Origin of the sequence: Planosporangium spinosum (genome assembly GCF_049999945.1) — a bacterium.
Taxonomy (GTDB): Bacteria; Actinomycetota; Actinomycetes; order Mycobacteriales; family Micromonosporaceae; genus Planosporangium; species Planosporangium spinosum.
The window spans coordinates 73,148-98,002 of record NZ_JBLYUB010000011.1 but is presented as its reverse complement, the minus strand read 5'-3'; the positions used below and the strand labels follow the sequence as shown (position 1 = coordinate 98,002).

General features: G+C 72.1%; 25 protein-coding genes. 15 read left to right on the top strand and 10 right to left on the bottom strand.

What is annotated here, in order from left to right; genetic code table 11:
* Positions 1–2: 2 nt before the first annotated feature.
* Positions 3–749 carry a class I SAM-dependent methyltransferase gene (locus ACNTMW_RS16710; protein WP_426634545.1) on the bottom strand — a complete coding sequence of 249 codons (747 nt, stop codon included), beginning with the start codon at positions 747–749 and terminating at the stop codon, positions 3–5.
* A 75-nt stretch (positions 750–824) separates the two neighbouring features.
* On the opposite strand from ACNTMW_RS16710, the gene lysS reads away from it, so the two are divergent.
* From lysS to ACNTMW_RS16695, 3 genes are all read left to right on the top strand, one after another.
* Positions 825–2,330, top strand: a complete 1,506-nt coding sequence (gene lysS / locus ACNTMW_RS16705; RefSeq protein ID WP_426634544.1) for a lysine--tRNA ligase — start codon at positions 825–827, stop codon at positions 2,328–2,330.
* 86 nt (positions 2,331–2,416) lie between these two features.
* Positions 2,417–2,767 (top strand): histone-like nucleoid-structuring protein Lsr2, encoded by a 351-nt coding sequence (locus ACNTMW_RS16700; RefSeq protein ID WP_426634543.1) that lies wholly within the window; start codon positions 2,417–2,419, stop codon positions 2,765–2,767.
* Positions 2,768–3,146: 379 nt separating this feature from the next.
* Positions 3,147–5,681, top strand: coding sequence for an ATP-dependent Clp protease ATP-binding subunit (locus ACNTMW_RS16695; protein ID WP_426634542.1), 2,535 nt, complete (start codon positions 3,147–3,149; stop codon positions 5,679–5,681).
* Between the two features lie 92 nt (positions 5,682–5,773).
* Here ACNTMW_RS16695 and ACNTMW_RS16690 read toward each other — a convergent pair whose 3' ends face one another.
* Together ACNTMW_RS16690 and ACNTMW_RS16685 are read right to left on the bottom strand one after the other, a co-directional pair.
* Positions 5,774–6,364, bottom strand: coding sequence for a polysaccharide deacetylase family protein (locus tag ACNTMW_RS16690; protein ID WP_426634541.1), 591 nt, complete (start codon positions 6,362–6,364; stop codon positions 5,774–5,776).
* 432 nt (positions 6,365–6,796) lie between these two features.
* Positions 6,797–7,672, bottom strand: coding sequence for an HhH-GPD family protein (locus tag ACNTMW_RS16685; RefSeq protein WP_426634540.1), 876 nt, complete (start codon positions 7,670–7,672; stop codon positions 6,797–6,799).
* 45 nt (positions 7,673–7,717) lie between these two features.
* Between ACNTMW_RS16685 and ACNTMW_RS16680 the strand changes: the two genes are divergently transcribed.
* Genes ACNTMW_RS16680 through ACNTMW_RS16670 form a run of 3 tightly spaced genes read left to right on the top strand, consistent with a single transcriptional unit; the run spans position 7,718 to position 9,575 of the window.
* On the top strand, positions 7,718–8,272 hold the full coding sequence (locus tag ACNTMW_RS16680; RefSeq protein WP_426634539.1) for a glycine cleavage system transcriptional repressor: 555 nt from the start codon (positions 7,718–7,720) through the stop codon (positions 8,270–8,272).
* Positions 8,269–8,814, top strand: coding sequence for a peptide deformylase (locus ACNTMW_RS16675; protein ID WP_426634538.1), 546 nt, complete (start codon positions 8,269–8,271; stop codon positions 8,812–8,814). The genes ACNTMW_RS16680 and ACNTMW_RS16675 overlap by 4 nt, the downstream gene beginning before the upstream one ends.
* Positions 8,815–8,867: 53 nt before the next feature.
* Positions 8,868–9,575 carry a hypothetical protein gene (locus ACNTMW_RS16670; protein WP_426634537.1) on the top strand — a complete coding sequence of 236 codons (708 nt, stop codon included), beginning with the start codon at positions 8,868–8,870 and terminating at the stop codon, positions 9,573–9,575.
* Positions 9,576–9,586: 11 nt separating this feature from the next.
* On the opposite strand, the gene disA is transcribed toward ACNTMW_RS16670, so the two are convergent.
* Entirely contained in the window at positions 9,587–10,663 is a 1,077-nt protein-coding gene (gene disA / locus ACNTMW_RS16665; RefSeq protein ID WP_426634536.1) for a DNA integrity scanning diadenylate cyclase DisA, read from the bottom strand.
* A 62-nt stretch (positions 10,664–10,725) separates the two neighbouring features.
* On the opposite strand from disA, the gene ACNTMW_RS16660 reads away from it, so the two are divergent.
* Positions 10,726–11,427 carry a hypothetical protein gene (locus tag ACNTMW_RS16660; RefSeq protein ID WP_426634535.1) on the top strand — a complete coding sequence of 234 codons (702 nt, stop codon included), beginning with the start codon at positions 10,726–10,728 and terminating at the stop codon, positions 11,425–11,427.
* 33 nt (positions 11,428–11,460) lie between these two features.
* On the opposite strand, the gene radA is transcribed toward ACNTMW_RS16660, so the two are convergent.
* From radA to ACNTMW_RS16645, 3 genes are all read right to left on the bottom strand, one after another.
* The gene (gene radA, locus ACNTMW_RS16655) at positions 11,461–12,870 is read right to left on the bottom strand and encodes a DNA repair protein RadA (RefSeq protein ID WP_426634642.1); all 1,410 of its coding nucleotides are present in this window, start codon (positions 12,868–12,870) and stop codon (positions 11,461–11,463) included.
* Positions 12,871–12,934: 64 nt separating this feature from the next.
* Positions 12,935–13,744 (bottom strand): copper chaperone PCu(A)C domain-containing protein, encoded by an 810-nt coding sequence (locus ACNTMW_RS16650; protein ID WP_426634534.1) that lies wholly within the window; start codon positions 13,742–13,744, stop codon positions 12,935–12,937.
* Between the two features lie 119 nt (positions 13,745–13,863).
* On the bottom strand, positions 13,864–14,727 hold the full coding sequence (locus ACNTMW_RS16645; RefSeq protein ID WP_426634533.1) for a UbiA family prenyltransferase: 864 nt from the start codon (positions 14,725–14,727) through the stop codon (positions 13,864–13,866).
* Between ACNTMW_RS16645 and ACNTMW_RS16640 the strand changes: the two genes are divergently transcribed.
* The 3 genes from ACNTMW_RS16640 (at position 14,726) to ACNTMW_RS16630 (ending at position 17,853) form a co-directional block, all read left to right on the top strand.
* The gene (locus ACNTMW_RS16640; protein ID WP_426634532.1) at positions 14,726–15,439 is read left to right on the top strand and encodes a methyltransferase domain-containing protein; all 714 of its coding nucleotides are present in this window, start codon (positions 14,726–14,728) and stop codon (positions 15,437–15,439) included. The genes ACNTMW_RS16645 and ACNTMW_RS16640 overlap by 2 nt on opposite strands.
* Positions 15,436–16,605, top strand: a complete 1,170-nt coding sequence (locus tag ACNTMW_RS16635; RefSeq protein ID WP_426634531.1) for an acyl-CoA dehydrogenase family protein — start codon at positions 15,436–15,438, stop codon at positions 16,603–16,605. The genes ACNTMW_RS16640 and ACNTMW_RS16635 overlap by 4 nt, the downstream gene beginning before the upstream one ends.
* A gap of 129 nt (positions 16,606–16,734) precedes the next feature.
* Positions 16,735–17,853 (top strand): type III polyketide synthase, encoded by a 1,119-nt coding sequence (locus tag ACNTMW_RS16630; RefSeq protein ID WP_426634530.1) that lies wholly within the window; start codon positions 16,735–16,737, stop codon positions 17,851–17,853.
* A gap of 87 nt (positions 17,854–17,940) precedes the next feature.
* On the opposite strand, the gene ACNTMW_RS16625 is transcribed toward ACNTMW_RS16630, so the two are convergent.
* Positions 17,941–18,426, bottom strand: a complete 486-nt coding sequence (locus ACNTMW_RS16625) for a hypothetical protein (RefSeq protein ID WP_426634529.1) — start codon at positions 18,424–18,426, stop codon at positions 17,941–17,943.
* Positions 18,427–18,797: 371 nt separating this feature from the next.
* Between ACNTMW_RS16625 and ACNTMW_RS16620 the strand changes: the two genes are divergently transcribed.
* Positions 18,798–19,283, top strand: a complete 486-nt coding sequence (locus tag ACNTMW_RS16620; protein WP_167928768.1) for a CarD family transcriptional regulator — start codon at positions 18,798–18,800, stop codon at positions 19,281–19,283.
* Positions 19,284–19,325: 42 nt separating this feature from the next.
* Positions 19,326–20,039, top strand: a complete 714-nt coding sequence (gene ispD / locus ACNTMW_RS16615; protein WP_426634528.1) for a 2-C-methyl-D-erythritol 4-phosphate cytidylyltransferase — start codon at positions 19,326–19,328, stop codon at positions 20,037–20,039.
* A gap of 26 nt (positions 20,040–20,065) precedes the next feature.
* Here the strand turns inward: ispD and ACNTMW_RS16610 are convergent, their stop codons facing one another.
* Complete coding sequence (locus tag ACNTMW_RS16610) at positions 20,066–20,806, bottom strand: TVP38/TMEM64 family protein (protein ID WP_426634527.1); 741 nt, start codon at positions 20,804–20,806, stop codon at positions 20,066–20,068.
* A gap of 99 nt (positions 20,807–20,905) precedes the next feature.
* On the opposite strand from ACNTMW_RS16610, the gene ispF reads away from it, so the two are divergent.
* Positions 20,906–21,385, top strand: coding sequence for a 2-C-methyl-D-erythritol 2,4-cyclodiphosphate synthase (gene ispF, locus ACNTMW_RS16605; RefSeq protein WP_426634526.1), 480 nt, complete (start codon positions 20,906–20,908; stop codon positions 21,383–21,385).
* Positions 21,386–21,440: 55 nt separating this feature from the next.
* Here the strand turns inward: ispF and ACNTMW_RS16600 are convergent, their stop codons facing one another.
* Entirely contained in the window at positions 21,441–22,604 is a 1,164-nt protein-coding gene (locus ACNTMW_RS16600; protein ID WP_426634525.1) for a homogentisate 1,2-dioxygenase, read from the bottom strand.
* A gap of 101 nt (positions 22,605–22,705) precedes the next feature.
* Between ACNTMW_RS16600 and ACNTMW_RS16595 the strand changes: the two genes are divergently transcribed.
* On the top strand, positions 22,706–23,575 hold the full coding sequence (locus ACNTMW_RS16595; RefSeq protein WP_426634524.1) for a hypothetical protein: 870 nt from the start codon (positions 22,706–22,708) through the stop codon (positions 23,573–23,575).
* A gap of 1 nt (position 23,576) precedes the next feature.
* Entirely contained in the window at positions 23,577–24,806 is a 1,230-nt protein-coding gene (fahA, locus tag ACNTMW_RS16590) for a fumarylacetoacetase (protein ID WP_426634523.1), read from the top strand.
* The last annotated feature ends 49 nt before the right edge of the window (positions 24,807–24,855 follow it).

Below are 24,855 nucleotides of genomic sequence, written 5' to 3'. Positions count from 1 at the left end.
GGTCAGGGCGTGCGGTACGCCCGGTAGGCGTTCGTGACGTAGGGCAGCGCGAACTCGCCGCGACCGGCCAGGCCGGGATGGGTCGCGCACAGGTCACGGACGGCGGCGTCCACCGCCGCCCGCCCGTCCGGCGTAGCCGTCAGGTAGAACGACCGCGACCGCACCAGCTCCACCAGCGTGTCCGGGGTGTGGGTCACCGCGTGCCGGAAGCTCGCCCGTTCGACCGGGGTGAACCGCGGGCCGAGCGGGTGCACGGTCTGCTCCGTCGCGCTCGTGTCCCGGTGCTCGTCGAGGATCTGCGACAGCGCGGCGACCCACGGCACCGTCACGTCCCGCTCGTTCCACAGCGGGCCGAATACGCCGCCCGGCCGGAGCACGCGGGCGATCTCCGGGTGCGCCGTGTCGGGGTCGAACCAGTGGTACGCCTGGCCGGCGACCACGGCGTCCACCGAGGCGTCCGGCAGCGGGACGGCCTCCGCCGAGCCCTCGACCGCGGCCGGGGCGCCACCGGCGGCGCCGAGCCGGGCGCGCATGCCGGGATCCGGCTCGACCGGGACCACCCGGTGACCGAGCCCCGCGAGCTGCCGGGACAGGATGCCGGTACCCGCGCCCAGGTCGACCACGGTGAGCGGCCGGTCGCCGAGGATCCACCGGATCGCCTCGACCGGGTACCGGGGGCGGATCCGGTCGTAGAGGTCGGCGGCCGGTCCGAAGGACAGGGCGTTCGCTTTTCGGATCGAGGGGTCCACGGCACGAAAATACCGATTCCCGCTGTTGAGTAGGCTCGGTGGCGACGAACACCCCGAGTCTTTGAGGGAAAACCGGTGACTGAGCAGCCCGTACACATCGATGCCGACGACGACCTGCCGGAGCAGATGCGGGTACGCCGGGAAAAGCGCGCCCGGCTCCTGGAAAGCGGTCGCCAGCCGTACCCGGTGGGCTTCCCCCGGACGGTGAGCCTCGCGGAGATCCGCGCGCGCTTCGCCGACCTGCCCACCGACACGGCGACGGGGGAGAAGGTCGCGGTCACCGGCCGGGTGATCTTCATCCGCAATACCGGCAAGCTGGCCTTCGCGACGCTGCGCGCCGGGGACGGCACCGAGCTGCAGGCGATGCTCTCGCTCGACCGGGTCGGGCAGGAGGCCCTCGACGAGTGGAAGCGCCTGGCCGACCTCGGCGACCACGTCGGGATCGAGGGCGAAGTGATCACCAGTCGCCGGGGTGAGCTGTCGGTGCTCGCCGACCGCTGGGAGATGACCGCGAAGGCGCTGCGTCCGCTGCCGGTCGCGCACAAGCCGATGAGTGAGGAGTCCCGGGTACGGCAGCGCTATGTCGACCTGATCGTGCGGCCCCAGGCGCGCGAGACCGTCCGGACCCGCGCCACGGTCATGCGCAGTCTGCGCGACTCATTGCACGGGCGTGATTACCTCGAGGTCGAAACGCCCATGCTGCAGCTGTTGCACGGCGGCGCGGCGGCCCGGCCTTTTGTCACGCATAGCAACGCCTTGGACACGGATTTGTATCTGCGTATCGCGCCGGAACTTTTCCTCAAGCGCTGCGTGGTCGGCGGCATCGAGCGGGTCTTCGAGATCAACCGAAACTTCCGCAACGAGGGGGTCGACTCCTCGCATTCGCCGGAGTTCGCCATGCTGGAGGCATACCAGGCGTACGCCGACTACAACACGATGGCGACCCTCACCCGGGAGCTGGTGCAGGAGGCCGCTTACCGACTGGGCGGTTCCCACGTGGTGCGCCACCACGACGGCACCGAGTTCGATCTCGGCGGCGAGTGGCGCGAAGTAACGCTCTACGGCTCGCTTTCCGAGGCCGCGGGTGAAGAGGTCACCGTGGAAACGCCGATGGGCCGCCTGGTCGAATTGGCTACCAAGTTCGACCTCCCGGTCGACCCCGCGTGGGGCCCCGGAAAGCTGGCCGAGGAGCTGTTCGAGCACCTGGTCGTGCCGAACCTGGTCGCTCCGACCTTCGTGCGTGACTACCCCGAGGAGACCAGCCCGCTGACCCGGGCGCACCGTGAGGTGCCAGGGCTGACCGAGAAGTGGGACCTGTACGTACTGGGCTTCGAGCTCGCCACGGCGTACTCGGAGCTGGTCGACCCGGTGGTCCAGCGCGAACGGCTGACGGCGCAGTCGCTACTGGCGGCAAAGGGTGACCCCGAGGCGATGCAGCTCGACGAGGACTTTCTGCGCGCCATGGAGTACGGAATGCCGCCGGCCGGCGGCATGGGCATGGGAATCGACCGGTTGCTGATGGCCCTGACCGGCCTCGGCATTCGGGAGACAATCCTCTTTCCCCTGGTGCGGCCTGAGTAATTTTCCACACCCGTTGACGCTGTGCCCGCTTGTTGCGTTATTGTTTTTGGCTACAAGCGGGTGCGCACTTTCGGAGGAGAATACTCGTGGCCAAGCGGACCATCCACGTGCTGGTCGACGATCTGGACGGCGGTGACGCCGAGGAGACCGTCAAGTTTTCGCTCGACGGCATTCAGTACGAGATCGACCTGTCGAAGAAAAACGCCACCAAGATGCGTGAAGTGCTTGCGCCGTATGTCTCGGCCGGTACGAAGGTCGGCCGGGGCGGTGTGCTGGCCGGCGGCCGGTCCGCCAGCCGTGTCCGCGGCGGCGGTGGTGACCGCGACCAGAACCGGGCGATCCGGGAGTGGGCGCAGAGCAAGGGGATCAAGGTCTCCGACCGGGGCCGGATCAAGCAGGAGATCGTCGACCGGTACAACGCCGAGGCCGGCCACTGAGCCGGTGAACCGAGCTGCGGCGCCCCGCGCCGCCCGGTCCGCCGCGCCGCGGTAGCGCGCGGTGAACGGGCTGGTCACCCGCCGCCACGACCTGAATCGGGCCCCCCGGCCGCCGCGCCGGGCGGGCCCGATTTCGCTCTGCGCGTACTGCTCTCGCCTGCGGGAACATCCGCTCCGGTCCGTCTGTTGGGCTTTTACGTCGCGTAACCAGCCATTTTCCGGGGTACGAGTCCGGTTGCCGACGCGTCCGACGGGTCCGTTGGTGGGCGCACCGGCTGGAACCGTCGTCCCACGGCGATAGAGTAAGTGCACGGTCACGTCGGATCTCGTCTGGTCGACAGCCAGGTGCGACGGCGGCACGGCACATGAGGGAGCAGGAATGTTCGAGCGGTTCACCGACCGAGCACGGCGGGTGGTTGTCCTGGCGCAGGAAGAGGCCAGGATGCTCAACCACAACTACATCGGCACGGAGCACATCCTGCTCGGCCTCATCCACGAGGGTGAGGGCGTGGCGGCCAAGGCTCTCGAAAGCCTGGGCATCTCGCTGGAGGGTGTGCGCCAGCAGGTCGAGGAGATCATCGGCCAAGGGCAGCAGGCGCCCAGCGGGCACATCCCGTTCACGCCGCGTGCCAAGAAGGTCCTGGAGCTCTCCCTCCGCGAGGCGCTCCAGCTCGGTCACAACTACATCGGCACCGAGCACATCCTGCTCGGTCTGATCCGCGAGGGTGAGGGCGTCGCCGCCCAGGTGCTGGTCAAGCTCGGCGCCGACCTCAACCGGGTCCGTCAGCAGGTCATCCAGCTGCTCTCGGGTTACCAGGGCAAGGAGCCAGCCGCCGCGGGTACCGGTTCGACCGGCGAGGCCGCCCCCTCTACGTCCCTGGTGCTCGACCAGTTCGGGCGCAACCTCACGCAGGCTGCCCGCGAGGGCAAGCTCGACCCGGTCATCGGGCGTGAGAAGGAGATCGAGCGGGTGATGCAGGTGCTCTCCCGCCGTACCAAGAACAACCCGGTCCTCATCGGCGAGCCCGGCGTCGGCAAGACCGCCGTGGTGGAGGGCCTGTCGCAGGCGATCGTCAAGGGCGAGGTGCCCGAGACGCTCAAGGACAAGCAGCTGTACACGCTCGACCTGGGTGCGCTGGTGGCCGGGTCGCGCTACCGCGGTGACTTCGAGGAGCGCCTGAAGAAGGTGCTCAAGGAGATCCGTACCCGCGGCGACATCATCCTGTTCATCGACGAGATCCACACCCTGGTGGGTGCGGGCGCCGCCGAGGGCGCGATCGACGCCGCGAGCATCCTCAAGCCGATGCTGGCCCGCGGTGAGCTGCAGACCATCGGCGCCACCACCCTCGACGAGTACCGCAAGCACCTGGAGAAGGACGCCGCGCTGGAGCGCCGTTTCCAGCCGATCCAGGTCGGCGAGCCGTCGCTGGCGCACACGATCGAGATCCTCAAGGGGCTGCGGGACCGGTACGAGGCGCACCACCGGGTGTCCATCACCGACGCGGCGCTGGTCGCCGCGGCGACCCTGGCCGACCGGTACATCTCCGACCGGTACCTGCCGGACAAGGCGATCGACCTGATCGACGAGGCCGGCGCCCGGATGCGCATCCGCCGCATGACCGCGCCGCCGGACCTGCGTGACTTCGACGAGCGCATCGCTCAGGTGCGTCGGGACAAGGAGTCCGCGATCGACGCGCAGGACTTCGAGCGCGCCGCGCAGCTGCGGGACACGGAGAAGCAGCTGCTGGGCCAGAAGGCGCAGCGGGAGAAGGAGTGGAAGGCCGGCGACCTGGACGTGGTGTCCGAGGTCGACGACGAGCAGATCGCCGAGGTGCTGGCGAACTGGACCGGCATCCCGGTCTACAAGCTCACCGAGGAGGAGACCGCCCGGCTGCTGCGCATGGAGGACGAGCTGCACAAGCGGATCGTCGGCCAGGAGGACGCGGTCAAGGCGGTGTCCAAGGCGATCCGGCGCACCCGGGCCGGCCTGAAGGACCCCAAGCGCCCGTCCGGCTCGTTCATCTTCGCCGGCCCGTCCGGGGTGGGTAAGACCGAGCTGTCCAAGGCGCTCGCGGAGTTCCTGTTCGGCAGCGAGGACGCGCTCATCCAGCTGGACATGAGCGAGTTCCACGACCGGTACACGGTGTCGCGGCTGGTCGGTGCCCCTCCCGGCTACGTCGGCTACGACGAGGGCGGCCAGCTCACCGAGAAGGTGCGCCGCCGGCCGTTCTCGGTGGTCCTGTTCGACGAGATCGAAAAGGCCCACCCGGACGTGTTCAACACGCTGCTGCAGATCCTGGAGGACGGTCGACTCACCGACGGTCAGGGCCGCATCGTGGACTTCAAGAACACGGTGATCATCCTGACCACCAACCTCGGTACCCGGGACGTCGCCAAGGCGGTCTCGCTGGGCTTCCAGTCCTCCGAAGACGTCGAGAGCAACTACGAGCGGATGAAGGTCAAGGTCAACGACGAGCTGAAGCAGCACTTCCGCCCGGAGTTCCTCAACCGCATCGACGACACGATCGTGTTCCACCAGCTCACCGAGCCGGAGATCCTCAGCATCGTGGATCTGATGATCTCCCGGATCGAGACCCAGCTGCGCAACAAGGACATGGGCCTGGAGTTGACCGACAACGCCAAGCGGCTCCTCGCGAAGAAGGGTTACGACCCGGTGCTGGGCGCCCGGCCGCTGCGCCGGACGATCCAGCGCGAGATCGAGGACAACCTGTCCGAGCGGATCCTGTTCAACGAGCTGCGGCCCGGCCAGATCGTCCTCATTGACTGCGAGGGCGACCCGACCGACATCGAGCACGCCAAGCTGGTGTTCCACGGTGCGGACAAGCCGGCGCTGGTGCCCGACGCGGTCCCGGCCGACCTCGGTGGCGCAGGCGCCACGAGCGGTGACGAGTAACCCTCAGGGTCACGTACCGAGCAACACATGAACTGGAGCGGGCGGTCGCTACGGCGGCCGCCCGCTCCAGTTCATGTCCGGAACCTCATGGGTCAGGGGATGTAGTCCTCCAGTAGCGCCGGGGTCAGGCCCGCGTCGTGGATGGCCTGGAGGGCGGCGAGGAAGTCGTCGACGAAGGCCGGCCGGAAGTGCATCAGGATGATGTCACCGGGCTGCACCTGATGCCCCTCCTGGAAGCGGACGACGCCCTTGTCGACCGTCTCCTTCCAGAAGAACGCGGCCTTCATGCCGCAGTCGTGGGTCACCCGTAGGGTTGTCTGGTCCTTGTCGCCGAACGGCGGGCGGAACAGCACCGGACGCCGGCCGTACAGGGAACCCAACTGGTCCGCGGAGCCGCAGATCTCGCGCTGCTGGAACGCGGCCGGCCTGCCCTTGAGATCGGGATGCGTGTTCGTGTGCGCCTCGATCACCGCGCCGGCCGCCTGGAGCTGTCTGAAGTACCCCGGATCGCTGCGGATCGCGTCGGTCGTCAGGAAGAGCGTGACCGGTACGTGGGCGGCCCGGACGAGCTGGACCGCCTCGGGCAGCTTGGTCCACCCGTCGTCGATGGTGATGAAAGCGACCTTCTGCGAGGTCGGGATCCGGGAGAGCCACGCCGCCTCCGGTCCCGGCGGCAGTGCCACCTTCTCCGCGGGGGGAGCGGGTGGGAACGCCGGGATGCGGGCGAGGAACGCGGGCCCGTCGGCAGGAGGCGCCGAGGGCTGAGGCGCGGCGGTCGGCCCCGCCGCCGACGTCGGAGACGACCGAGATGACGGCGCCACCGACGGTCCACCGGTCGCTCCGCCCGGCCGGGCGGATGCGGCCGGTCCGTCGGCGGCGGGGCGCGGGCCCGGTGTCTGCGGCCCGCTGTCGGAGCTGTGGGCGTTGGCCCAGCGGACGCGGGTGCCCTCGACGGAATCGCCGGTGCAGGCGGGCACGGCGAGGAGCGCCGCGGCGACAAGACCGGCCACCAGGCGCCCACGCAGGTGGCGTGACGACGTGAGTCGGACAGTCCCGGGGACACGCATCGACCGAGCCTAACCAGGAAGTCAACCGATGGCGATCCGCGTGTCCGGCTAATCGGGCAGACTGAAACGGCCGTGACCGACGTCACGGACCAGCCCGTCGGCCAGTAGACCGGTCAATGCCCGGCCACGTTGCGCGGCATCCGGCCACACCGCGTCCAGCCGGGCCCGCGGTACCGGGCCGTCCGAGTCGCGCAGCACGGCCAGGAGCAGCCCCCGGACCTGGCGGTCGGTGCCCGCGTACCGCTGCGGACGGCGGGTCGGCCCCTCCGGGAGAGCCGTCCCGCTGGTGCGCAACCGGCACGTGGCGGCCACCGGGCAGGCCGCACACCGGGGGTTGCGGGCCGTGCAGACCACCGCGCCCAGCTCCATGAACGCCACCGAGGCGCGGGCGGCCAGTTCGGGCTCGGCCGGGAGCAGGTCGGCCACGGCCGTCAGGTCGCGTGCCGTGGTGGTCGGGCCGGCGTCCGGCGCTCCGGCGACCGCCCGGGCCACGAACCGCCGTACGTTCGTGTCGACCACCGGGTGGCGCTGCCGGTACGCGAAGACCGCGACCGCCCGGGCCGTGTACGTGCCGATGCCCGGCAGCGCGAGCAGGTGATCCAGGTCGGACGGCACCTCACCGCGGTGGGTGGTGACGATGGCCGTCGCGCACTCATGCAGTCGCAGTGCCCGGCGCGGGTACCCCAGCCGCCCCCAGGCGCGGATCGCCTCGCCCGGTGCGTCCGCGGCGAGGGCCGCCGGCGTGGGCCAGCGGGACATCCACTCCAGCCAGACCGGCAGTACCCGCGACACCGGGGTCTGCTGGAGCATCACCTCGCTGACCAGCACGCCCCAGGGGGTCGCGTCGGACGTCCGCCACGGCAGGTCGCGAGCGTTCGCGTCGTACCAGGTGACAGCGGTGTTTGCCAGATCTTGGACGGCCATCGGGGCAATCCTGCCACGCGGGTGCCGATGCAGCATGATGCGAGGGTGGACGAACTTGCGATTACGGTCATCGGACGTGACCGGCCGGGCATCATCGCCGACGTGGCCGAGATCCTGGCGGGGCTCGGCATGAACCTGACCGACTCGACGATGACCCTGCTGCGTGGGCACTTCGCGATGACGTTGATCTGCACGGGGCCCGGCGGCAAGGGGGCGGACGGCACGGGCCCCGGTACACCGGCGATCGAGGACGTGAAGGCGGCGCTGCAGCCGCTGACCCTCGACGGGTCGTTGGTCACGACGGTGAGCCCGGTCAACCCCGAGGCCGTACCGGAGCCCACGGGCGGGCACTACGTGCTGTCGGTACACGGTGCCGACCGGCTCGGGATCGTGTCGTCGGTGACCCGTGGGCTGGCCGAGTTCGGTGGCAACGTCACCGACCTGACCACCCGGCTGTCGGGCGACCTGTACGTCCTCGTGGCGGAGGTGGACCTGCCGGCGGGTACCGACGTGGACCTGGTCCGGGAGCGCCTCGACGCGGTCACCCGCGCTCTCGGCGTCGAGGTGACGCTGCGCCCGGCCGAGATGGACGTACTGTGACCAGCATCGCGGACTGGTCGGTCGACGGCCTGGGGGTGCCGGGGGTGGTCCGTCCGGTGGTGCGGGCCCCTGATCCGGTGCTCGCCACACCCGGCGCGCCCGTCGACCCGTGCGATCCCGACATCATCCAGCTCGCCGCGGACCTGGTCGCCACGATGCGGGTCTCACCGGGCTGCGTCGGCCTGGCGGCGCCGCAGATCGGGGTGTCGGCCCAGGTCTTCGCCGTCGACGTGACCGGCCACCCCAAGGCGCGCACCGTCCACAATGCCTTCGTGCTGTGCAACGCCCGACTGGTCGAGGCGAGCCAGTGGCAGAAGGGGCGCGAGGGCTGCATGTCGGTACCGGACCTGACCGGCGACGTGAAGCGCGCCGGCCGGGTCGTGGTGGTCGGGGAACTACCCGGCGGTGGTGAGACGCAGATCACTACCAACGCGTTCGAGGCCCGTGCGCTGCAACACGAGATCGATCACTGCGTCGGCCTGCTGTTCCTTGATCGGGTAGCCGGGGCCCACGCGGTGCACACCAGAAAGGTGTACCTGTGAGGCGGCGTGCCGCCGTGTCGACGGTGCTGCCGCACCGATAGCGTATGTCCACTATGAAGCTGACGGTTGGCCCGTTGCCCCCGGCCGTCTACTGGCGACGTCGGGTGGCGGTTGCGGGTGCCCTGCTTCTGCTCGTCACCGGGCTGTTCTACGCGTGTTCCGGCCGGTCGGGCGACCGGCCGGGCCGGAACGCGAAGCAGCCGGGCGGTGTCACGTCGTCGCCGACGGCGGCCTCGTCGGCGAGCGCCGCTGCCCCCGCCTCCGCCTCACCGCCGGCGGTTGTGCCGGCCGGTGGCTTCCCGGCGCAGGGCGGTGACGGCGGCGACCAGCAGCCGGAGGGTGCGGCGGGCTCCGAGCCGCCCGCGGCCCCGAGCGCGCCGTGCACCGACGCGGAGATCGCGGTCACCGCCGTCACCGAGACCGCCACCGTCCCGCGCAACTCGTTCGTGAGGTTCACCCTGCGGATCAAGAACACGTCGAACCGGTCGTGCACCCGGGACGTTGGCGCCGACGCGCAGGAGCTCTACCTGCAGGACGCGGCGAAGAACAAGGTCTGGTCGTCCGACACGTGCGACGCGCGGACCGGCACCGACGTGCGGACGTTCGGCCCCGGCATCGAGACCGAGTTCTGGCAGCTGTGGGACGGCAAGGCCAGCAATGCCGGGTGCGTGGACCGGAAGGCACCGCCGGCCGGCCGGTACGAGCTGGTCGGGCGGCTCGCCTCGAAGCTCAGCGACCCCGTCGCGATCGAGCTGAAGTAGGGGTCACGGGGTCACACGTACCGTTCGAGGATCGACGCCTCGGCCAGCCGGGACAGGCCCTCGCGGACGCTGCGGGCCCGCGCGTCGCCCACCCCGTCGACGGCCTGCAGGTCCTCCACCGTTGCGCCGAGCAGCCGCTGGAGGCTGCCGAAGTGGTTGACGAGCCGGTCGACGACGGCCCCCGGTAACCGAGGTACCTTCGCCAGCAGCCGGAAGCCGCGCGGTGACACCGCCGCCTCCAGGGCATCGCTGGCCCCCGGGTAACCGAGCGCCTTGGCCACGGCGACGAGGTCGATGAGATCGGTGGCCGACAGGCGGTCCAGCTCGTCGAGCGCGTCGTCGGGGCGGTGGAAGCGGTGGCCGTCCGGCAGGTAGTCGCGGACCACGAGGGTACGGTCGGCCTCCACGCCGGCCATCAGCTCCTCCAGTTGGAGGGCGAGCAGCCGGCCGTCGGTGCCCAGCTCCACCACGTACCCGGCGATCTCGTCGGCGATGCGGCGCACCATCTCCAGCCGCTGTACGACGGCGACCGCGTCCCGCACGGTCACCAGGTCCTCGATCTCCAGGGCCGACAGGGTGCCGCTGACCTCGTCGAGGCGCAGCTTGTACCGCTCCAGCGTGGCGAGCGCCTGGTTGGCCCGCGACAGGATGGCGGCCGAGTCGTCGAGGACGTGCCGCTGTCCGTTGACGTACAGCCCGATGATGCGCATCGACTGGCTGACGGAGATGACCGGGAACCCGGTCTGCTTGGCGACCCGCTCCGCGGTGCGGTGCCGGGTGCCGGACTCCTCCGACGGGATGGCCGGGTCGGGCATGAGGTGCACCGCCGCCCGGACGATCCGCGTGCCGTCGCTGGAGAGCACCACGGCCCCGTCCATCTTGCACAGCTCGCGCAGCCGGGTGGCGGAGAACTCGACGTCGAGGGGGAACCCGCCGGTGCACAGGGCCTCGACCGTGCGGTCGTAACCCAGCACGATCAGCGCGCCGGTGCGCCCGCGCAGGATGCGCTCCAGCCCGTCGCGCAGCGCGGTACCCGGCGCCATGAGGGCCAGGGTGGCGCGTAGCGGGTCATCGCGGTCTATCGGCACTCGAACAGTTTACGGACCTCCGCGCGGGAGGTGCTGTTGCGGTGCGCACGAAAACCCGTAAAGTGATCGCGCATTCGGCCGAGGGTTACGCGTACGGGGGCCAGCGCGCCGCGTCCGGCCGTGCCGCAACGACCACCTGCGGTTCGCCGCTGACCGGTGAACCGGGAGAGGCGAGGGTGATGGCCGGCCCCGAGCGGATCGAGTGGCGTCGTGCCTTCCCGTTCCGGGCCGTCGCGGCTCTTGCCTGGTACGCGGCGTTTGCCGGTGTCGTTCTTGGGGCGGTTTGGCTGTTTTTCGGCGATGAACCGGCGGTGCTGGACGACGGTACGACCAACCCGCTCGCCAGCGTGCCGACGGTCGTGCTGGTCGTGGTGTCCGCCGGCGGGGTGCCCCTGCTGCTGGCCGTGGTCCGCCGGCCACTGGTCGCCGCGGACCACTACGCCCTGACGGTCCGGCCCGGAGTGGTGCGCACGCTCGTCCTGCCCTGGGCGCGGATCACCTGCGTGGCGGCGCGCCGTACCGGCCGCGAGGCGTACCTGCTGGTGCAGTGCCGGCGGGCGCTGGGCGCGCTGGGCGACCGCCCGGCCTGGTGGGACCAGGGGGTACTGCGGGCCGTCCACCGGACCTCGCCGGCGACCCGGGTACCCGAGTTCGACCTCGCCGTCTGCCTGCGTGACTTCATCGGCGAGCCGCGGGCGCAACTGGCCGCGCTCGCCTCGGTGGCGCCGGCCCACGTCCTCATCACCTGTGAGGTCGACAACTGACCGGTCAGCGCGGTGCCGCGGGCCCGTGACCGGTCAGCGTGACTCGCTGCGCTCGCCGGCCTGCACCGCGAAGTGCAGCGCGGCGCGGACGTCGCCGACCTCCAGTACCTTCATCCCCTCCGGGACCGAACCGGTGGCCGCCGGCCCGCAGCCCGGCGGTACCAGCGCGAACCGGAAGCCCAGCCGGGCCGCCTCGGCCAGCCGCCGGGGCACCGCGCCGACCCGCCGCACCTCGCCGGTCAGCCCGACCTCACCGAGCGCGACGAGGTCGGGAGCCATCGGAAGATCAGTGGCGGCTGACGCCACGGCGAGCGCGACCGCGAGGTCGGCGGCGGGTTCGATCACCCGGACCCCGCCCACGGTCGCCGCGAACACCTCCCGGTCGTGGAGCTGGAGCTTGGAGCGGCGCTGCAGCACGGCGAGCACCATCGCCAGGCGGGCGCCGTCCAGGCCGCTGACGGTACGCCGGGGCGAGCCGGGGACGGGCGCGCCGATGAGCGCCTGCACCTCGGTCACCAGGGCCCGGCGCCCCTCCATGGCGACGGTCACGCAGGTGCCGGGGACGGCGTCGGCGTACCGGGTGAGGAACAGCCCCGAGGGGTCGGGCAGGCTCGCGATGCCGCCCTCGTGCATCTCGAAGCAGCCCACCTCGTCGGCGGCGCCGAACCGGTTCTTCAGGCCCCGGACCATGCGCAACGAGGAGTGCTTGTCGCCCTCGAAGTTGAGCACCACGTCGACCAGGTGCTCCAGCACGCGGGGGCCGGCGACCTGGCCGTCCTTGGTGACGTGGCCCACCAGGACGGTCGCGATGCCCCGCTCCTTCGCCACCGCGACGATCGCCGCCGTGACGCCGCGGACCTGGGTGACCCCGCCCGGCACCCCGTCGGCGCCGGGCGCGGAGATGGTCTGCACCGAGTCGAGGATCAGCAGGCCGGGCTTTACCGCGTCGAGGTGGCCGAGCACGGCGGCCAGGTCGGTCTCGGCGGCCAGGTAGAGCCGCTGGTGCAGGGCGCCGATCCGCTCGGCCCGCAGCCGCACCTGGCTGACCGACTCCTCGCCGCTGATCACCAGCGCCGGGGTTTCGCCGCTGGCCGCCCACTGCTGGGCGACGTCGAGCAGCAGCGTGGACTTGCCCACACCGGGCTCGCCGGCGAGCAGCACCACGCCGCCGGGGACGAGGCCGCCGCCGAGGACCCGGTCGAATTCCGGGACGTTGGTCGGCCGGGCACGGGCCGGCGCGGCACTGATCGTGGCGATCGGGCGGGCCGGCTCCGCCGGCCGGCGGGCGGTCACCGCGCGCAGCGCCGCCGGCGTGCTGGTCGCCGCCTCGACGATCGAGCCCCACTCGCCGCACTCCGGGCAACGCCCGACCCACTTGGGCGGCCGGTGCCCGCACGCGTCGCACTCGTAGCTGGCGCGCGAGGCGGAGGACTTGCCGGACATTCGGGACGAGGAGGCGGCGCGTTCGGTCACGCCTGGACCCTAGCGAAGGGGTACGACGAGAACGTCACTCCCCGTGCGCGCCGGACTCCTCGTGCTCGTTGACCGACGTCGTGATCCGGGGGGCCGGCGACAGCGGGACGCTGAACGGCACCTCGATCTGGAGCGGGCTCTCGCCCTCGAAGTCGAACGTCACCCGTACGACGGAACCGGGCGCGAGCGGCTGGGCAAGCCCGGTGATCGCCAGGTAGGCGCCGGAGTGCGGGTCCAGCTTCGCGTACCCGTTCGCCGGGATCGTGAGGCCGGCGGCCGACGCGGACGGCGACGGTTTGGCCGACTCGTTCTCGCTCGCCGACTGGGTCTCGCTCGCCGACGGGTTCGCGCTGCCCGAGGCGCCGCCCGACGGGGCCGCGGACGCCCGGCCGGACGCCGATGCGCTCGGGGCCGCCGACGCGGCGTGCGACGTGCTGGCCGCGGACGGGGTCGGCGATGGCTGCGCGCCGACCTCCGGGCGGCCGCCGGTGAGGACCACGGTGCCGATCGCGCCGCCGTCCTTGGCGGTGGCGGTCACGCCGCGCAGGACCAGCGGCTTGCCGGGGTTGTTGTTCGCGATGTACACCGACAGCGGCGCGGTGCCGTCCACCGGGTACCCCTCGGGGCTGTTGTAGACGATCCGGACGTCGCGCAGCGCCGCCTGGCCGTTCGGCTTCGAGTTGATCTGGACGCCGGGGACCGCCGCCACCATCGTGCTGGTCTGGTCGACCTGACCGGCGCTGCAGCCCGACAGCAAACAGATGGCAGCCGCGGGTGCGGCGAGCAGCGCCGCAATGCGCGACGTGCGACGACGCAACGGCGTACCGGTGATGGAGCGCGGCACTTCGGTCCTCCTCGGCGACAACCCGAATCCAAGCCGGAGTACAGCCTAGTTGTCCTTCTCAGCGGCCCGGCGCCGACCCGCTCACCTTCGGCCCGACCGGTTCGCGGGCGTGTGCCGGCTCACAGCCGCAGGCCGGTCGCCAGCAGCAGGATCACATCGAGGACGGCCACGACCAGCATCGACCGGAAAGCCACGCGCGAGGCCGGGCGGCGGGCGGCCAGGTATCCGCCGCCGATCAGGACCACCGTGGCGGCGCCGAAAGCGCCCGCCCCGGCCCAGCCGGGCGGCCCGGGCGGGCCGAACGCCAGCACCCCGGTCGCGGCGACCAGCAGACCGCCGGTGAGCAGCGCGCTCACCTGTCCGCCGAGCCGGTGCGGCAGCCCATGCACGCCGGTACGGGCGTCGTCGTCGAGGTCGGGTAGGACGTTGGCGAAGTGGGCGCCCGCGCCCAGCAGCGCCCCGGCGACGACCAGCCACCAGGGCGGGCTGGCCACCCCGAGCACCACGAACGCCGGCAGCGCGGCGAACGACACCGTGTACGGCAGCACCGAGACGACCGTGGCCTTCAGCGGCCAGTTGTACAGCAGCGCCGCGGCCAGGCCGACGCCGGCGACCGAACCGGCCCGTACACCGGACAGCAGCGCCAGCGGAACCGTCGCCGCAGCGGCGATCACGGCGGCGGTGGCGACGGTACGCCGGGAGACGGTCCCCGCGACGATGGGCTTGTCGGTGCGGCCGACGGCGGCGTCGCGCGCCGCGTCGAGGGCGTCGTTGCTCCAACCCACGGCGAGCTGGCTGGCGAGCACGGCGGCGGCGACCGTGGCCGCGCCCACGGCACCGCGCCCGGTCGCCAGCGCCAGCAGCGCCGCGACCGCGGTGACCGCGGCGGTCGGCTCGGGGTGGCACGCCTTGAGCAGGCCGAGCGCGGAACGCATGCGGTAAGTGTGGCCGGGCAGATCGTTTCGTGTCAGGCTGGCGGTCATGCGGCCGCCCACCCGCCCCCGCAACGACGTCCGGCAGTACGACGACCTCGTGGCCGAGTGGTGGCGCCCGGAGGGTCGGTTCGCGATGCTGGCCTGGATCGCCGCGGCCCGGGGCCGGCTGGTGCCGCCGGCGCGCCGGCCCGGCGCGGTCCTGGTCGACCTCGGCTGCGGCGGCGGCCTGCTCGCCCCGCACGTCACCGGCAAGGGGTACCGGCACGTCGGCGTGGATCTGGTCAGCTCCGCCCTCGACCTGGCCCGCGAGCACGGCGTGACCGGGGTACGGGCGGACGTGACCCGGTTGCCGCTGGCCGACGGCTGCGCCGACGTGGTCAGCGCGGGTGAACTGCTGGAGCACGTCCCGGACCTGCCGGCGACGGTGTCCGAGGTGTGCCGGATCCTGCGCCCGGGCGGCCTGGTGGTGCTCGACACCCTCGCCGACACGGCGCTGTGCCGGTTCCTGGCCATCTCGGTGGCCGAACGGATGCCCGGCGGCGCGCCGCCCGGCATCCACGACCCCGACCTCTTCATCGACCCGAAGGCGCTGGTCGCCGAGTTCGCCCGGCACGGGGTCGCGCTGCGTACCCGTGGCCTGCGCCCGCAGGTACGCGGCCTGCTGCGCTGGCTGGTCACCCGCCGGGGCGCCGCGCCGATGGTCCCGACCTGGTCGACCAGCGTGCTCTACCAGGCGATCGGCAACAAGGAGGCTTCGTGACGACCGACGCGCTGGCGGCCGCCCGCCGGCTGGTGCCCCGCTTCGCCGCCCGCGCCGCGGGCCACGACCGCGACGGGGCGTTCCCCGCCGACGACTTCGCCGACCTGCGGCAGGCGGGGCTGCTCGGGCTGATGGTGCCCGAGCGCCTGGGCGGGCTGGGTGCGGGCTTCGCCGGGTACGCGGCCGTCGCCCACGAACTGGCCCGGGGCAACGGCGCGACCGCGCTCGTGTTCAACATGCACGCCTCGGTGACCGGGGCGCTCGCCGGGATCCCGGACACCCTCGTCGAGGCACTGGGCGTACCGGAGAGCTTCCTCGTTGCCCGCGACCGGGTACTCGCGGCGGCGGCCGGCGGTGCCTGGTACGCGGTCGCGATGAGCGAGCGCGGCGCCGGTTCCCGGCTGTCGGCGCTGTCCACCGTGTACAGCGCCGAGGCGGGCGGCTTCCGCATCAAGGGTGCCAAGACGTTCGTCTCCGGCGCCGGGCACGCCGACGCGTACCTGGTCGCCGCCCGTAGCGCCGCCGACCCGTCGACGGTGTCGCAGTTCCTGGTACCCGCCGGCACCGCCGGCCTCACCGTGGAGCCGACCTGGGACGCGCTCGGCATGCGCGCCACCGCCTCGCATGACCTGTACCTGGACGCGACGGTCCCGGCCGACGCCCTGCTCGGCGGGGTGGAGGGGCTGGCCCTGCTGGTGGCGCAGCTGATGCCGCACTGGATGGTGGCCAGCTATGCGGCGGTGTACGTCGGGGTCGCGCAGGCGGCGGTCGACGCGGCGGTCGAGCACCTCAACGGGCGCGGGCTGGCGCACCTGCCCGCCGTACGGGCCCGGATCGGGCGGGCCGACGCCGCGGTCGCGGCCGCCCGGCTCGCGGTGGAGGAGGCGGCCCGGCGGGTGGACGCCGCGCCCGGCGAGCCGGAGACCAACCGCTGGGTGTGGCGGGCCAAGTTGCTGGCCGGTACGACCGCGGCCGAGGTGGCGGCCAGCATGCTGGAGGCGGCCGGCACCGGCGCCAGCCGCCGGGGGCACCCGCTGGAGCGGCTCTACCGCGACGCCCGCTGCGGGTCGTTGCAGCCGGCGACGTCCGACGTCTGCGCCGACTGGCTGGGGGTGGCGGCACTGGGCGGCGACCCCGACTCCGACGGTACCGGCCCGCGATGGTGATCATCGCGCCGGCATGCGGCCCGGTGAGCACCGTACCGGCGCGCCTGCCCGTGACCCCGGTGCGGGCAGGCCGGCCCGTAACCGCCGCGCCGCCGCATGGCCACCGTTACCGATGGGTAGAAGGCAAGGATGACTGAGCCGCGGCCCGCCGTCGCCGCTGTCCGGGTCACCCACCCGCCCCCACTGCGCCAGGACGAGATGTGGCGCGACTTCTTCGCCGGCCACTACGCGGGCGTGCAGCGCGGGCTCGCCCAACGGATCTTCGCCAACGCCGGCGTGGTCACCCGGCACGGCGTGGTCAACCCGGCCCTGGAGGACGTGTCCGGCTGGTCGACCAAGGCCAGGATGGAGCGTTATCTCGTCGAGGCGCTGCCGCTGGGCAAGGAGGCGGCGGCCGGCGCGCTCGCCGCGGCCGGCCTCGACCCGACCGAGGTCGGGCTGTTCGCGGTCTGCTCGTGCACCGGCTACGCCACGCCCGGCCTGGACATCCTGCTCGCCCGCGACCTGGGCATGTCTGTGCACACCCAGCGGCTGTTCATCGGCCACATGGGCTGTTACGCGGCGCTGCCGGGGCTGGGCGTGGTGACCGACTTCGTTGCCGGTCGTGGCCGGCCGGCGCTGCTGCTGTGCGTGGAACTGACCACGCTGCACCTGCAGCCGCCGAGCCGGGACCCGCAGCAGATCGTGGCGCACGCGCTGTTCTCCGACGCCGCGGCGGCCGTGGTGGTACGGCCCGGCCGCCCGGACGGTGCCGCCGGGTACGTGACCGGCCCGGACGGTGCCGCCGGGTACGTGACCGGCCCGGACGGTGCCGCCGGGTACACCGTCCGCGAGGTCACCGCGGTCACCGACACGTCCACCGCGGACCACATGACGTGGGACGTGACCGACCTGGGATTCCGGATGGGACTGTCGGCGCGGGTACCCGACGTCCTCGCCGAGCACGTCGGCCCGCTGGTACGTGACCTGCTCGCCCGGCACGGCCTCGCGGTGTCCGACGTGGACGGGTGGGCGGTGCACCCGGGGGGACCGAAGATCCTCGACGTCGTGCGTGACCGGTTGGGACTGTCCGAGGAGCGGATCGCGCCGTCACGTGAGACTTTGGCTACGCACGGTAACTGCTCGTCGCCGACGGTATTGATGATCCTGGACACACTGTGGCGGTCGCCGACCCCGCCGCGCCGGGTGGTCGCGCTGGCGTTCGGGCCCGGCCTGACGCTGTACGTCGCGCTGCTGTCGGCCGGCTAGGGGAGCCCGTCCGGGTCGTGCTGCCGGGGCAGGGACCGCCGCGACGGCAGCCCGGCCGGGGCGGGGCCACCCTCGGTGGCCGGGCCGTCAGCGCAGGGCCGCCCACGTCGTGCTGGAGTCGCGGTACGCCGGGAGGAGTCGGCCGAACGCGTGCGGGGTGGTGGTGTCGTCCGTGCCGGGGGCCCGCTGGTCGGTGGAGACCGGGGCGGGCGCCGGGGACGACGGCGTGGAGACCGCCGTGGGCTGGAGGTCGGGCCGCTGTGGCCGCGAGGGCCAGGAGATGACGAACAGGCTGGTCAGGGTCGCGATGGTTGCGATCAGGATGACCAGCAGCGGTACGCCCAGCGCCGGCACGTCCTCGTCGCCCGGTCGGGGATCTGCCGGTGGCAGGCGCAGCCGTCGTCTCCAGCGCCGCTCGCGGGCCCGCCATCGCAGTTCACGTCGCACCTGCGCCGCTTCCCGAGCCAGTTCCGAAGCGTCATCCGGGATGACGACCGGGCCCCACTCCGGGGGCAGTTCGGGCAGTTCGTCCGGCGGCCAACCGCCGCTGTTCCCACCGCTGAGCGTCCCCATGGCCGACTCCTTGCGCCTGGTCTCCCACTGTCCCCCTTCCGGGCCGGGAAAACCAGGGGCCAACTTGTAGATCTTGTGATCGCGGATCCAACGCCTACCGGCTGACCGTAGAAATCCCTGGTCACAATGGTTGAAGTGGGTACCTGTCACGGCTGTCAATGGTCGTCGGACGAATAATCCGCATGGCTGTTGCACTCCTGGCGGGTTACCAGATGGTCACGGAGCGCAGTCACATGCAGGTTTCCAGCATTCTGTCAAGCGGTAGAAAGGCGCTTCACAAGTGCTCTGAGCAGCACTAACGACGAAGATCAAGGTGGGTTTACGCGCTGTCGCCGTGTTACGCTAGCCACAGCGAAAGGGGTTTCGAACCTATGGTTTTCAGTGTCGGCGAGACCGTTGTCTACCCCCACCACGGGGCCGCACTCATCGAGGCAATCGAGACTCGGATCGTCAAGGGCGAGGAGAAGCAGTACCTCGTCCTGAGGGTCGCTCAGGGTGACCTGACGGTGCGGGTGCCCGCCGAGAACGCCGAGAGCGTCGGCGTGCGTGAGGTGGTCGGCGAAGAGGGCCTTACGAAGGTCTTCGATGTCCTCCGTGCTCCGCACACCGAGGAGCCGACCAACTGGTCTCGGCGTTACAAGGCAAACCTGGAGAAGCTGGCCTCCGGCAACCCGCTCAAGGTCGCCGAGGTCGTGCGTGACCTGTGGCGTCGCGAGCGCGAGCGGGGCCTCTCCGCGGGTGAGAAGCGGATGCTCGCGAAGGCTCGGGACATCCTGGTCGGTGAGGTCGCCCTCGCCGAGAAGAGCACCAAGGACGAGGCCGAGGTGCTCCTCGACAAGGTGCTCACCGGAGCCTGATCCTCCGCCAACCCTGCTGTTTCGTAGACCGAGGACCGCGACGTGACCGCGCAGCAACGTATGCGTGGTGACGTCGCGGTCCTCGTTCCAGCTGCGGGCATGGGGGTCCGCCTCGGCCCCGGCGCCCCGAAGGCGCTGCGGACACTGGGCGGCGAGCCGTTGCTGGTCCACGCGGTGCGCCGGGTGGCCACGGCCCCGTCGGTGGGCTGTGTGGTCGTGGCGGCGCCGCCCGACGCGGTGACGGCCGTCCGTGACCTGCTCGCACCGGTCACGCCAGCGGTGCACCTGATCGTGGTGGCGGGCGGTGAGTCCCGCCAGCGATCGGTCGGCGCCGCGCTCGCGGCGGTGCCCGACCGGTACGACATCGTGCTCGTGCACGACGCGGCACGCGCGCTCACCCCGCCCGAGCTGGTCGAACGGGTCGCCGCGGCGGTCCGGAACGGACATGACGCGGTGATACCCGCACTGCCGGTCGTCGACACCATCAAACATGTCCAGCCCACCGGTGAGGTGACGGCGACGCTGGACCGGTCGGCGCTGCGCGCCGTGCAGACCCCGCAGGGGTTCCGCCGGGCGGTCCTGGTGGAGGCCCACGCCGCCGCGGTCGACGACCACACCGACGATGCGGGCATGGCGGAGAAGCTGGGCGTACCGGTCTGGACCGTGCCGGGCGAGGAGACCGCTCTCAAGATCACAAGGCCGCTCGATCTGGTGATCGCCGAGCACCTGCTGTCCCTGACCGTCGAAGCGGACTAGCGGCTCGTTCCGGCCTGCCGGACGCGTCAGTCGACGGCGGCGGGCACCTGTGGGGCGGCCGGCAGCTGCTGCGGCTCGGCAGTGCTCCGGCTGCGGGGCCGGCGGCGCCACACCAGGAAGGTGCCGATCGAGCCGGCGACCGCCAGTGCGCCCACCGCGATCCCGGCGTACGTCGCACCGGCCGGGTCGCTCCGCATCGTCGCCGACCCGAGCGCGGCGTACGCCATCGTGGCCGGCATCGCGCCGATCACCGTTCCGGCCAGGTAGGGGACGAACCGGACCGACGTGGTGCCGAACGCGTAGTTGGAGACGCCGAACGGGACGAGCGGAATGAGCCGGGACACCATCACCGAGGTCATCGCCCGCCGGGCCACGGCCCTCTCGATCAGGGCGAACCGGCCGCGCAGGTGACCGGCCACGAAGTCGCGGCCCAGCAGGCGGCCGATGCAGAACGACAGCGTCGCTCCCGCGGTCACCCCGATCAGTACGTACGCCGAACCGGCGAGGGTCCCGAACAGGGCGCCCCCGACGAACGACAGCAACGTACGAGGGGTGAGCGCGGCGACCAGCAGGGCGCTGCCCACGACCGCGATCAGGGGCGCTACCAGGTGGCTGGAGTGCGCGGCGTGCAGCAGGCCGTGCCGGCTCGGATGCGCCAGCAGGGTGGCGAGGCCCAGCCCCGCGACCAGTACGACCAGCGCGCCGAACCGCACGGCGGCGGCCACGGAGCTGCGCGGCCGCTTGCCGGCCGAGAAAGGGGAAGGCATCAGGTCAAGGGTAAGCGGAGAAGGTGAACTCCGACGGGTTCGCGGGTGCGCTTCACCCGCCCCGCGGCCGGTGCCCGGCTCGTTGCGTACCCTCGGGTCGTGATCGTTCCCCTGGTCGGTGTCGGCACCGACGTGCACGCGTACTCCCCGGGCCGGGCCTGCTGGGTGGCCGGTCTGCGGTGGGACGGCGTCGACGGGTTGGCTGGGCACTCCGACGGCGACGTCGTCGCGCACGCCGCCTGCGACGCGCTGCTGTCGGCCGGGGGCCTGGGCGACCTCGGCTCCAACTACGGCACCGACCGGCCGGAGTGGGCCGGGGCGTCCGGGGTCTCCCTGCTCGCCGAGACGGCGCGCCGGGTGCGGGCGGCCGGGTTCGAGATCGGCAACGTGTCCGTCCAGGTGGTCGGCGTCGCGCCGAAGGTCGGCAAGCGGCGTGCCGAGGCCGAGGCGGTGCTCGGCGAGGCGATCGCGGCGACCGTCCGGCTGTCCGGTACGACCACCGACGGGCTCGGCTTCACCGGGCGCGGCGAGGGGCTCGCCGCGATCGCGACCGCGCTGGTCTACCCGGTCACCGCGTAGATCGTGGGCACGTGGACCGGCCACAGGTGGCCCCCGTGTCCACGATCGCGGAGGGTCAGGGGCGGCGAGCCCAGGTCCAGGCGTACCCGGTGTCCTCGCACGCCAGCGCCGGCTCGCACAGGTCGAGCGGCCGGAACGTGTCGACCATGACGGCCAGCTCGTCGAAGTAGTCGACCCCGATGGCGCGTTCCGCGGCCCCCGGCTGCGGCCCGTGCGTGAAGCCGCTCGGGTGCAGTGAGATCGAGCCCTGCTCGATGCCCGAGCCACGGCGCGCCTCGTAGTTGCCGCCGGTGTAGAACAGCACCTCGTCGGAGTCGACGTTGTGGTGGTTGTACGGCACCGGGATCGCCAGTGGGTGGTAGTCGACCTTGCGTGGCACGAACGAGCAGATCACGAAGTTCGGGCCCTCGAACGTCTGGTGGACCGGCGGCGGCTGGTGCACCCGCCCGGTGATCGGCTCGAAGTCGTGGATCGAGAAGGCCCACGGGTACAGGCAGCCGTCCCAACCGACCACGTCGAACGGGTGGTTGGCGTAGGTGAACGTCGTCCAGCCGCGCCGGTGCTGGACGTAGACGTCCACGTCCGCCTGGTCCACCAGCAGCGGCTCCGCCGGTCCGCGCAGGTCGCGCTCGCAGTACGGCGCGTGCTCCAGGAACTGGCCGCGTACCGACAGGTACCGCTTGGGCGGTCCGATGTGTCCGGTCGCCTCGACCACCAACGTGCGCAGCGGCCCGTCGAGCGGCACGATGCGGTGGATGACCGAAGTCGGGATGATCACGTAGTCCCCGGCGCCCACCTCCAGGGCGCCGAAGACCGACTCGACGCGGGCCCGGCCGGACTCCACGTACACGCACTCGTCGCCGATCGCGTTGCGGTACAGCGGGGAGGGTTGGTCGGCGACGGCGTACGAGATCCGGCAGTCGTCGTTGGCGAGCAGGTGCTGCCGGCCCAGGATCGGGTCGGCGCCGCCCGGGTCGAGCTTGTGGGTACGCAGGTGGCGGGGCTTGAGGGGCAGGTTCGGGATGCGTGACCAGGCCGGTGGAACGAACTCCTCGGCCGCGACGATCGCGGTGGGGAGGTGGCGGTGGTAGAGCAGCGAGGAGTCGCTGGAGAAGCCCTCCTGGCCCATGAGTTCCTCGGCGTACAGGCTCCCGTCGGGCTGCCGGAACTGGGTATGGCGCTTGCGGGGCAGGTCGCCGACGCTGCGGTAGTACGGCATATCCGTCCTCCTGCTTTGGCCGCTTTGCGAAGCATGACGTCCGATAATCGAACACTATTGTCCGCCATTCGTAGCCTCTACTAGGTTCAATTCTCGTGTCAATGCGTCCCGTACCCCCGGTGTTCGCCGGCCTCCTCGACGACGCCGCGGTATTCCCACCGGGCAACGCGCCGCTCGCCGGCGCCGTCGCCGCGCACCGCGAACACCGCGCCGCCTGGCACGCGCCCATGGTCGGCCCGCTGCTCGTCCCGCCCGAGGACGTCGGCGGCGTGCCCGCCGACGTGGCGATCGGGGTCGTCGGCGAGCTCGAGCCCGTGACCCGGGTGCTCGACTCCGGACGTGCCGTCCGCCAGATCGAGGTACCCGTCGCCAAACGCGGTGAGGACCCGCAGCCCGGCCTGCGCGACCTGCTCGCGCTGGTCGACCGGGCCGGGCTCACCACGTACGCGGAGATCCCGCTGACCTGGGGCCTCACGGCCGCGCTGGACACCCTCGCCGAGGCGCGGGCCGCCGGAACGCCGGTGGCGCCGAAGTTCCGTACCGGAGGACTCGCGGCCGAGCTGTTCCCGACCCCGGTGGAGCTCGCCGCGGTCATCTGCGCCTGCCGGGACCGCGAGCTGCCGTTCAAGCTGACCGCCGGCCTGCACCACGCGCTCCGGCACACCGACCCGGAGACCGGCTTCGTCCACCACGGCTTCCTGAACGTCCTGGCCGCCGCGATCGCCGCGGTGGACGGTGCCGTACCGGCGGAGGTGGCCAGGGTGCTCGCGTCCGGCGACGCCATCCCGCTCGTCACCGCGGTGCGGGCCCGGCTGGACCGGCCCCGGCCGCTGTGGGTCGGCTTCGGCAGCTGCAGCATCGCTGAGCCCCTCGCCGACCTGCGCGCGCTCGGACTCCTTCCGATGGACGCCGGCGGCCCGCGGGACACCGACCACCGGACCCCGACGACTTCCGACCGAGAGAGGCACTGACGTGAGCGCTCGACTCCGGCCGCGGAGCTGGCTCGACCTGCCCGCCGACGACCCGTTCGGGGTGGCCAACCTGCCGTACGGCGCCTTCGACCCCGGTGACGGCTCGTCCCGGCTGGGGGTGCGGATCGGCGACCGCGTACTCGACCTGGCCGCGTTGGAGCGCGCCGGCCTGGTGGAGGCGCGTGGCACCCTCCAGGCCGGCACGCTCAACCCGTTCCTGTCCCTGGGACGCCCACACTGGACGGCCGTCCGGGAGCGGCTCTGCGAGCTGCTCACCGACGACGCGTACCGCGACCGCGTCACGGCGCTGGTGCTGCCGCTGGCCGACGTGGCGCCCCGGCTACCGTTCGAGGTCGGCGACTACGTCGACTTCTACTCCTCCGAAGAGCACGCCACCAACCTCGGGCGGCTGTTCCGACCGGGCTCGGAGCCACTCCTGCCGAACTGGAAGCACCTGCCGATCGGGTACCACGGGCGGGCCGGCACCGTCGTGGTGTCCGGCACCGACATCGTGCGCCCGTGCGGACAACGCAAGGCGCCGGACGCCCCGGCACCCACCTTTGGCCCGTCCCAACGCCTGGACATCGAGGCCGAGGTGGGCTTCGTGGTCGGCGCGCCGTCGGCGCTGGGTACGCCGCTGAGCACCAAGGACTTCCCCGAGTACGTGTTCGGCGCGGTCCTGGTCAACGACTGGTCCGCGCGCGACCTCCAGGCGTGGGAGTACCAGCCGCTCGGCCCGTTCCTGGGTAAGTCGTTCGCGACCTCGGTGTCGGCCTGGGTGGTACCGCTCGACGCGCTCGCCGCGGCCCGGGTGCCGGCTCCGGAACAGTCGCCGCCGGTCCTGCCCTACCTGGCCGGCGACCGGGCCGGGTACGACATCCGCATCGAGGTGGTCTGGAACGGCACGACCGTGTCCCGGCCGCCGTTCGCCGGTCTGTACTGGACGCCGGCCCAGCAACTCGCCCACATGACCGTCAACGGGGCCTCGGTGCGCGCCGGCGACCTGTACGCCTCGGGCACGGTCTCCGGGCCACGGCGCGACGAGGTCGGCTCGTTCATCGAGCTGACCTGGGGCGGCGCCGAACCGGTGACGCTGGCGGACGGCCGTACGCGCACGTTCCTGGAGGACGGTGACACGGTGACCCTGACCGCGACCGCGCCCGGCCCGGACGGCGCGGTGATCGGCTTCGGCGAGGTCGTGGGCCGGATCCTGCCACCGGTCAGCCCTTGATCGTCACAACTTCCGGGAAGTTGTGGCCATGGCGAGGTGCTATGACCAC

Bases quoted from the DNA above. Each gene is read 5' to 3' on its own strand.
- ACNTMW_RS16610 (WP_426634527.1), bottom strand. From the start codon at position 20,806: ATGCCTTCCCCTTTCTCGGCCGGCAAGCGGCCGCGCAGCTCCGTGGCC.
- ACNTMW_RS16670 (WP_426634537.1), top strand. From the start codon at position 8,868: ATGAAGCTGACGGTTGGCCCGTTGCCCCCGGCCGTCTACTGGCGACGT.
- ACNTMW_RS16595 (WP_426634524.1), top strand. From the start codon at position 22,706: ATGCGTCCCGTACCCCCGGTGTTCGCCGGCCTCCTCGACGACGCCGCG.
- ACNTMW_RS16695 (WP_426634542.1), top strand. From the start codon at position 3,147: ATGTTCGAGCGGTTCACCGACCGAGCACGGCGGGTGGTTGTCCTGGCG.
- ACNTMW_RS16630 (WP_426634530.1), top strand. From the start codon at position 16,735: ATGACTGAGCCGCGGCCCGCCGTCGCCGCTGTCCGGGTCACCCACCCG.
- ACNTMW_RS16645 (WP_426634533.1), bottom strand. From the start codon at position 14,727: ATGACCGCCAGCCTGACACGAAACGATCTGCCCGGCCACACTTACCGC.
- ACNTMW_RS16640 (WP_426634532.1), top strand. From the start codon at position 14,726: ATGCGGCCGCCCACCCGCCCCCGCAACGACGTCCGGCAGTACGACGAC.
- ACNTMW_RS16600 (WP_426634525.1), bottom strand. From the start codon at position 22,604: ATGCCGTACTACCGCAGCGTCGGCGACCTGCCCCGCAAGCGCCATACC.
- ACNTMW_RS16685 (WP_426634540.1), bottom strand. From the start codon at position 7,672: ATGGCCGTCCAAGATCTGGCAAACACCGCTGTCACCTGGTACGACGCG.
- ACNTMW_RS16625 (WP_426634529.1), bottom strand. From the start codon at position 18,426: ATGGGGACGCTCAGCGGTGGGAACAGCGGCGGTTGGCCGCCGGACGAA.
- ACNTMW_RS16620 (WP_167928768.1), top strand. From the start codon at position 18,798: ATGGTTTTCAGTGTCGGCGAGACCGTTGTCTACCCCCACCACGGGGCC.
- radA (WP_426634642.1), bottom strand. From the start codon at position 12,870: ATGTCCGGCAAGTCCTCCGCCTCGCGCGCCAGCTACGAGTGCGACGCG.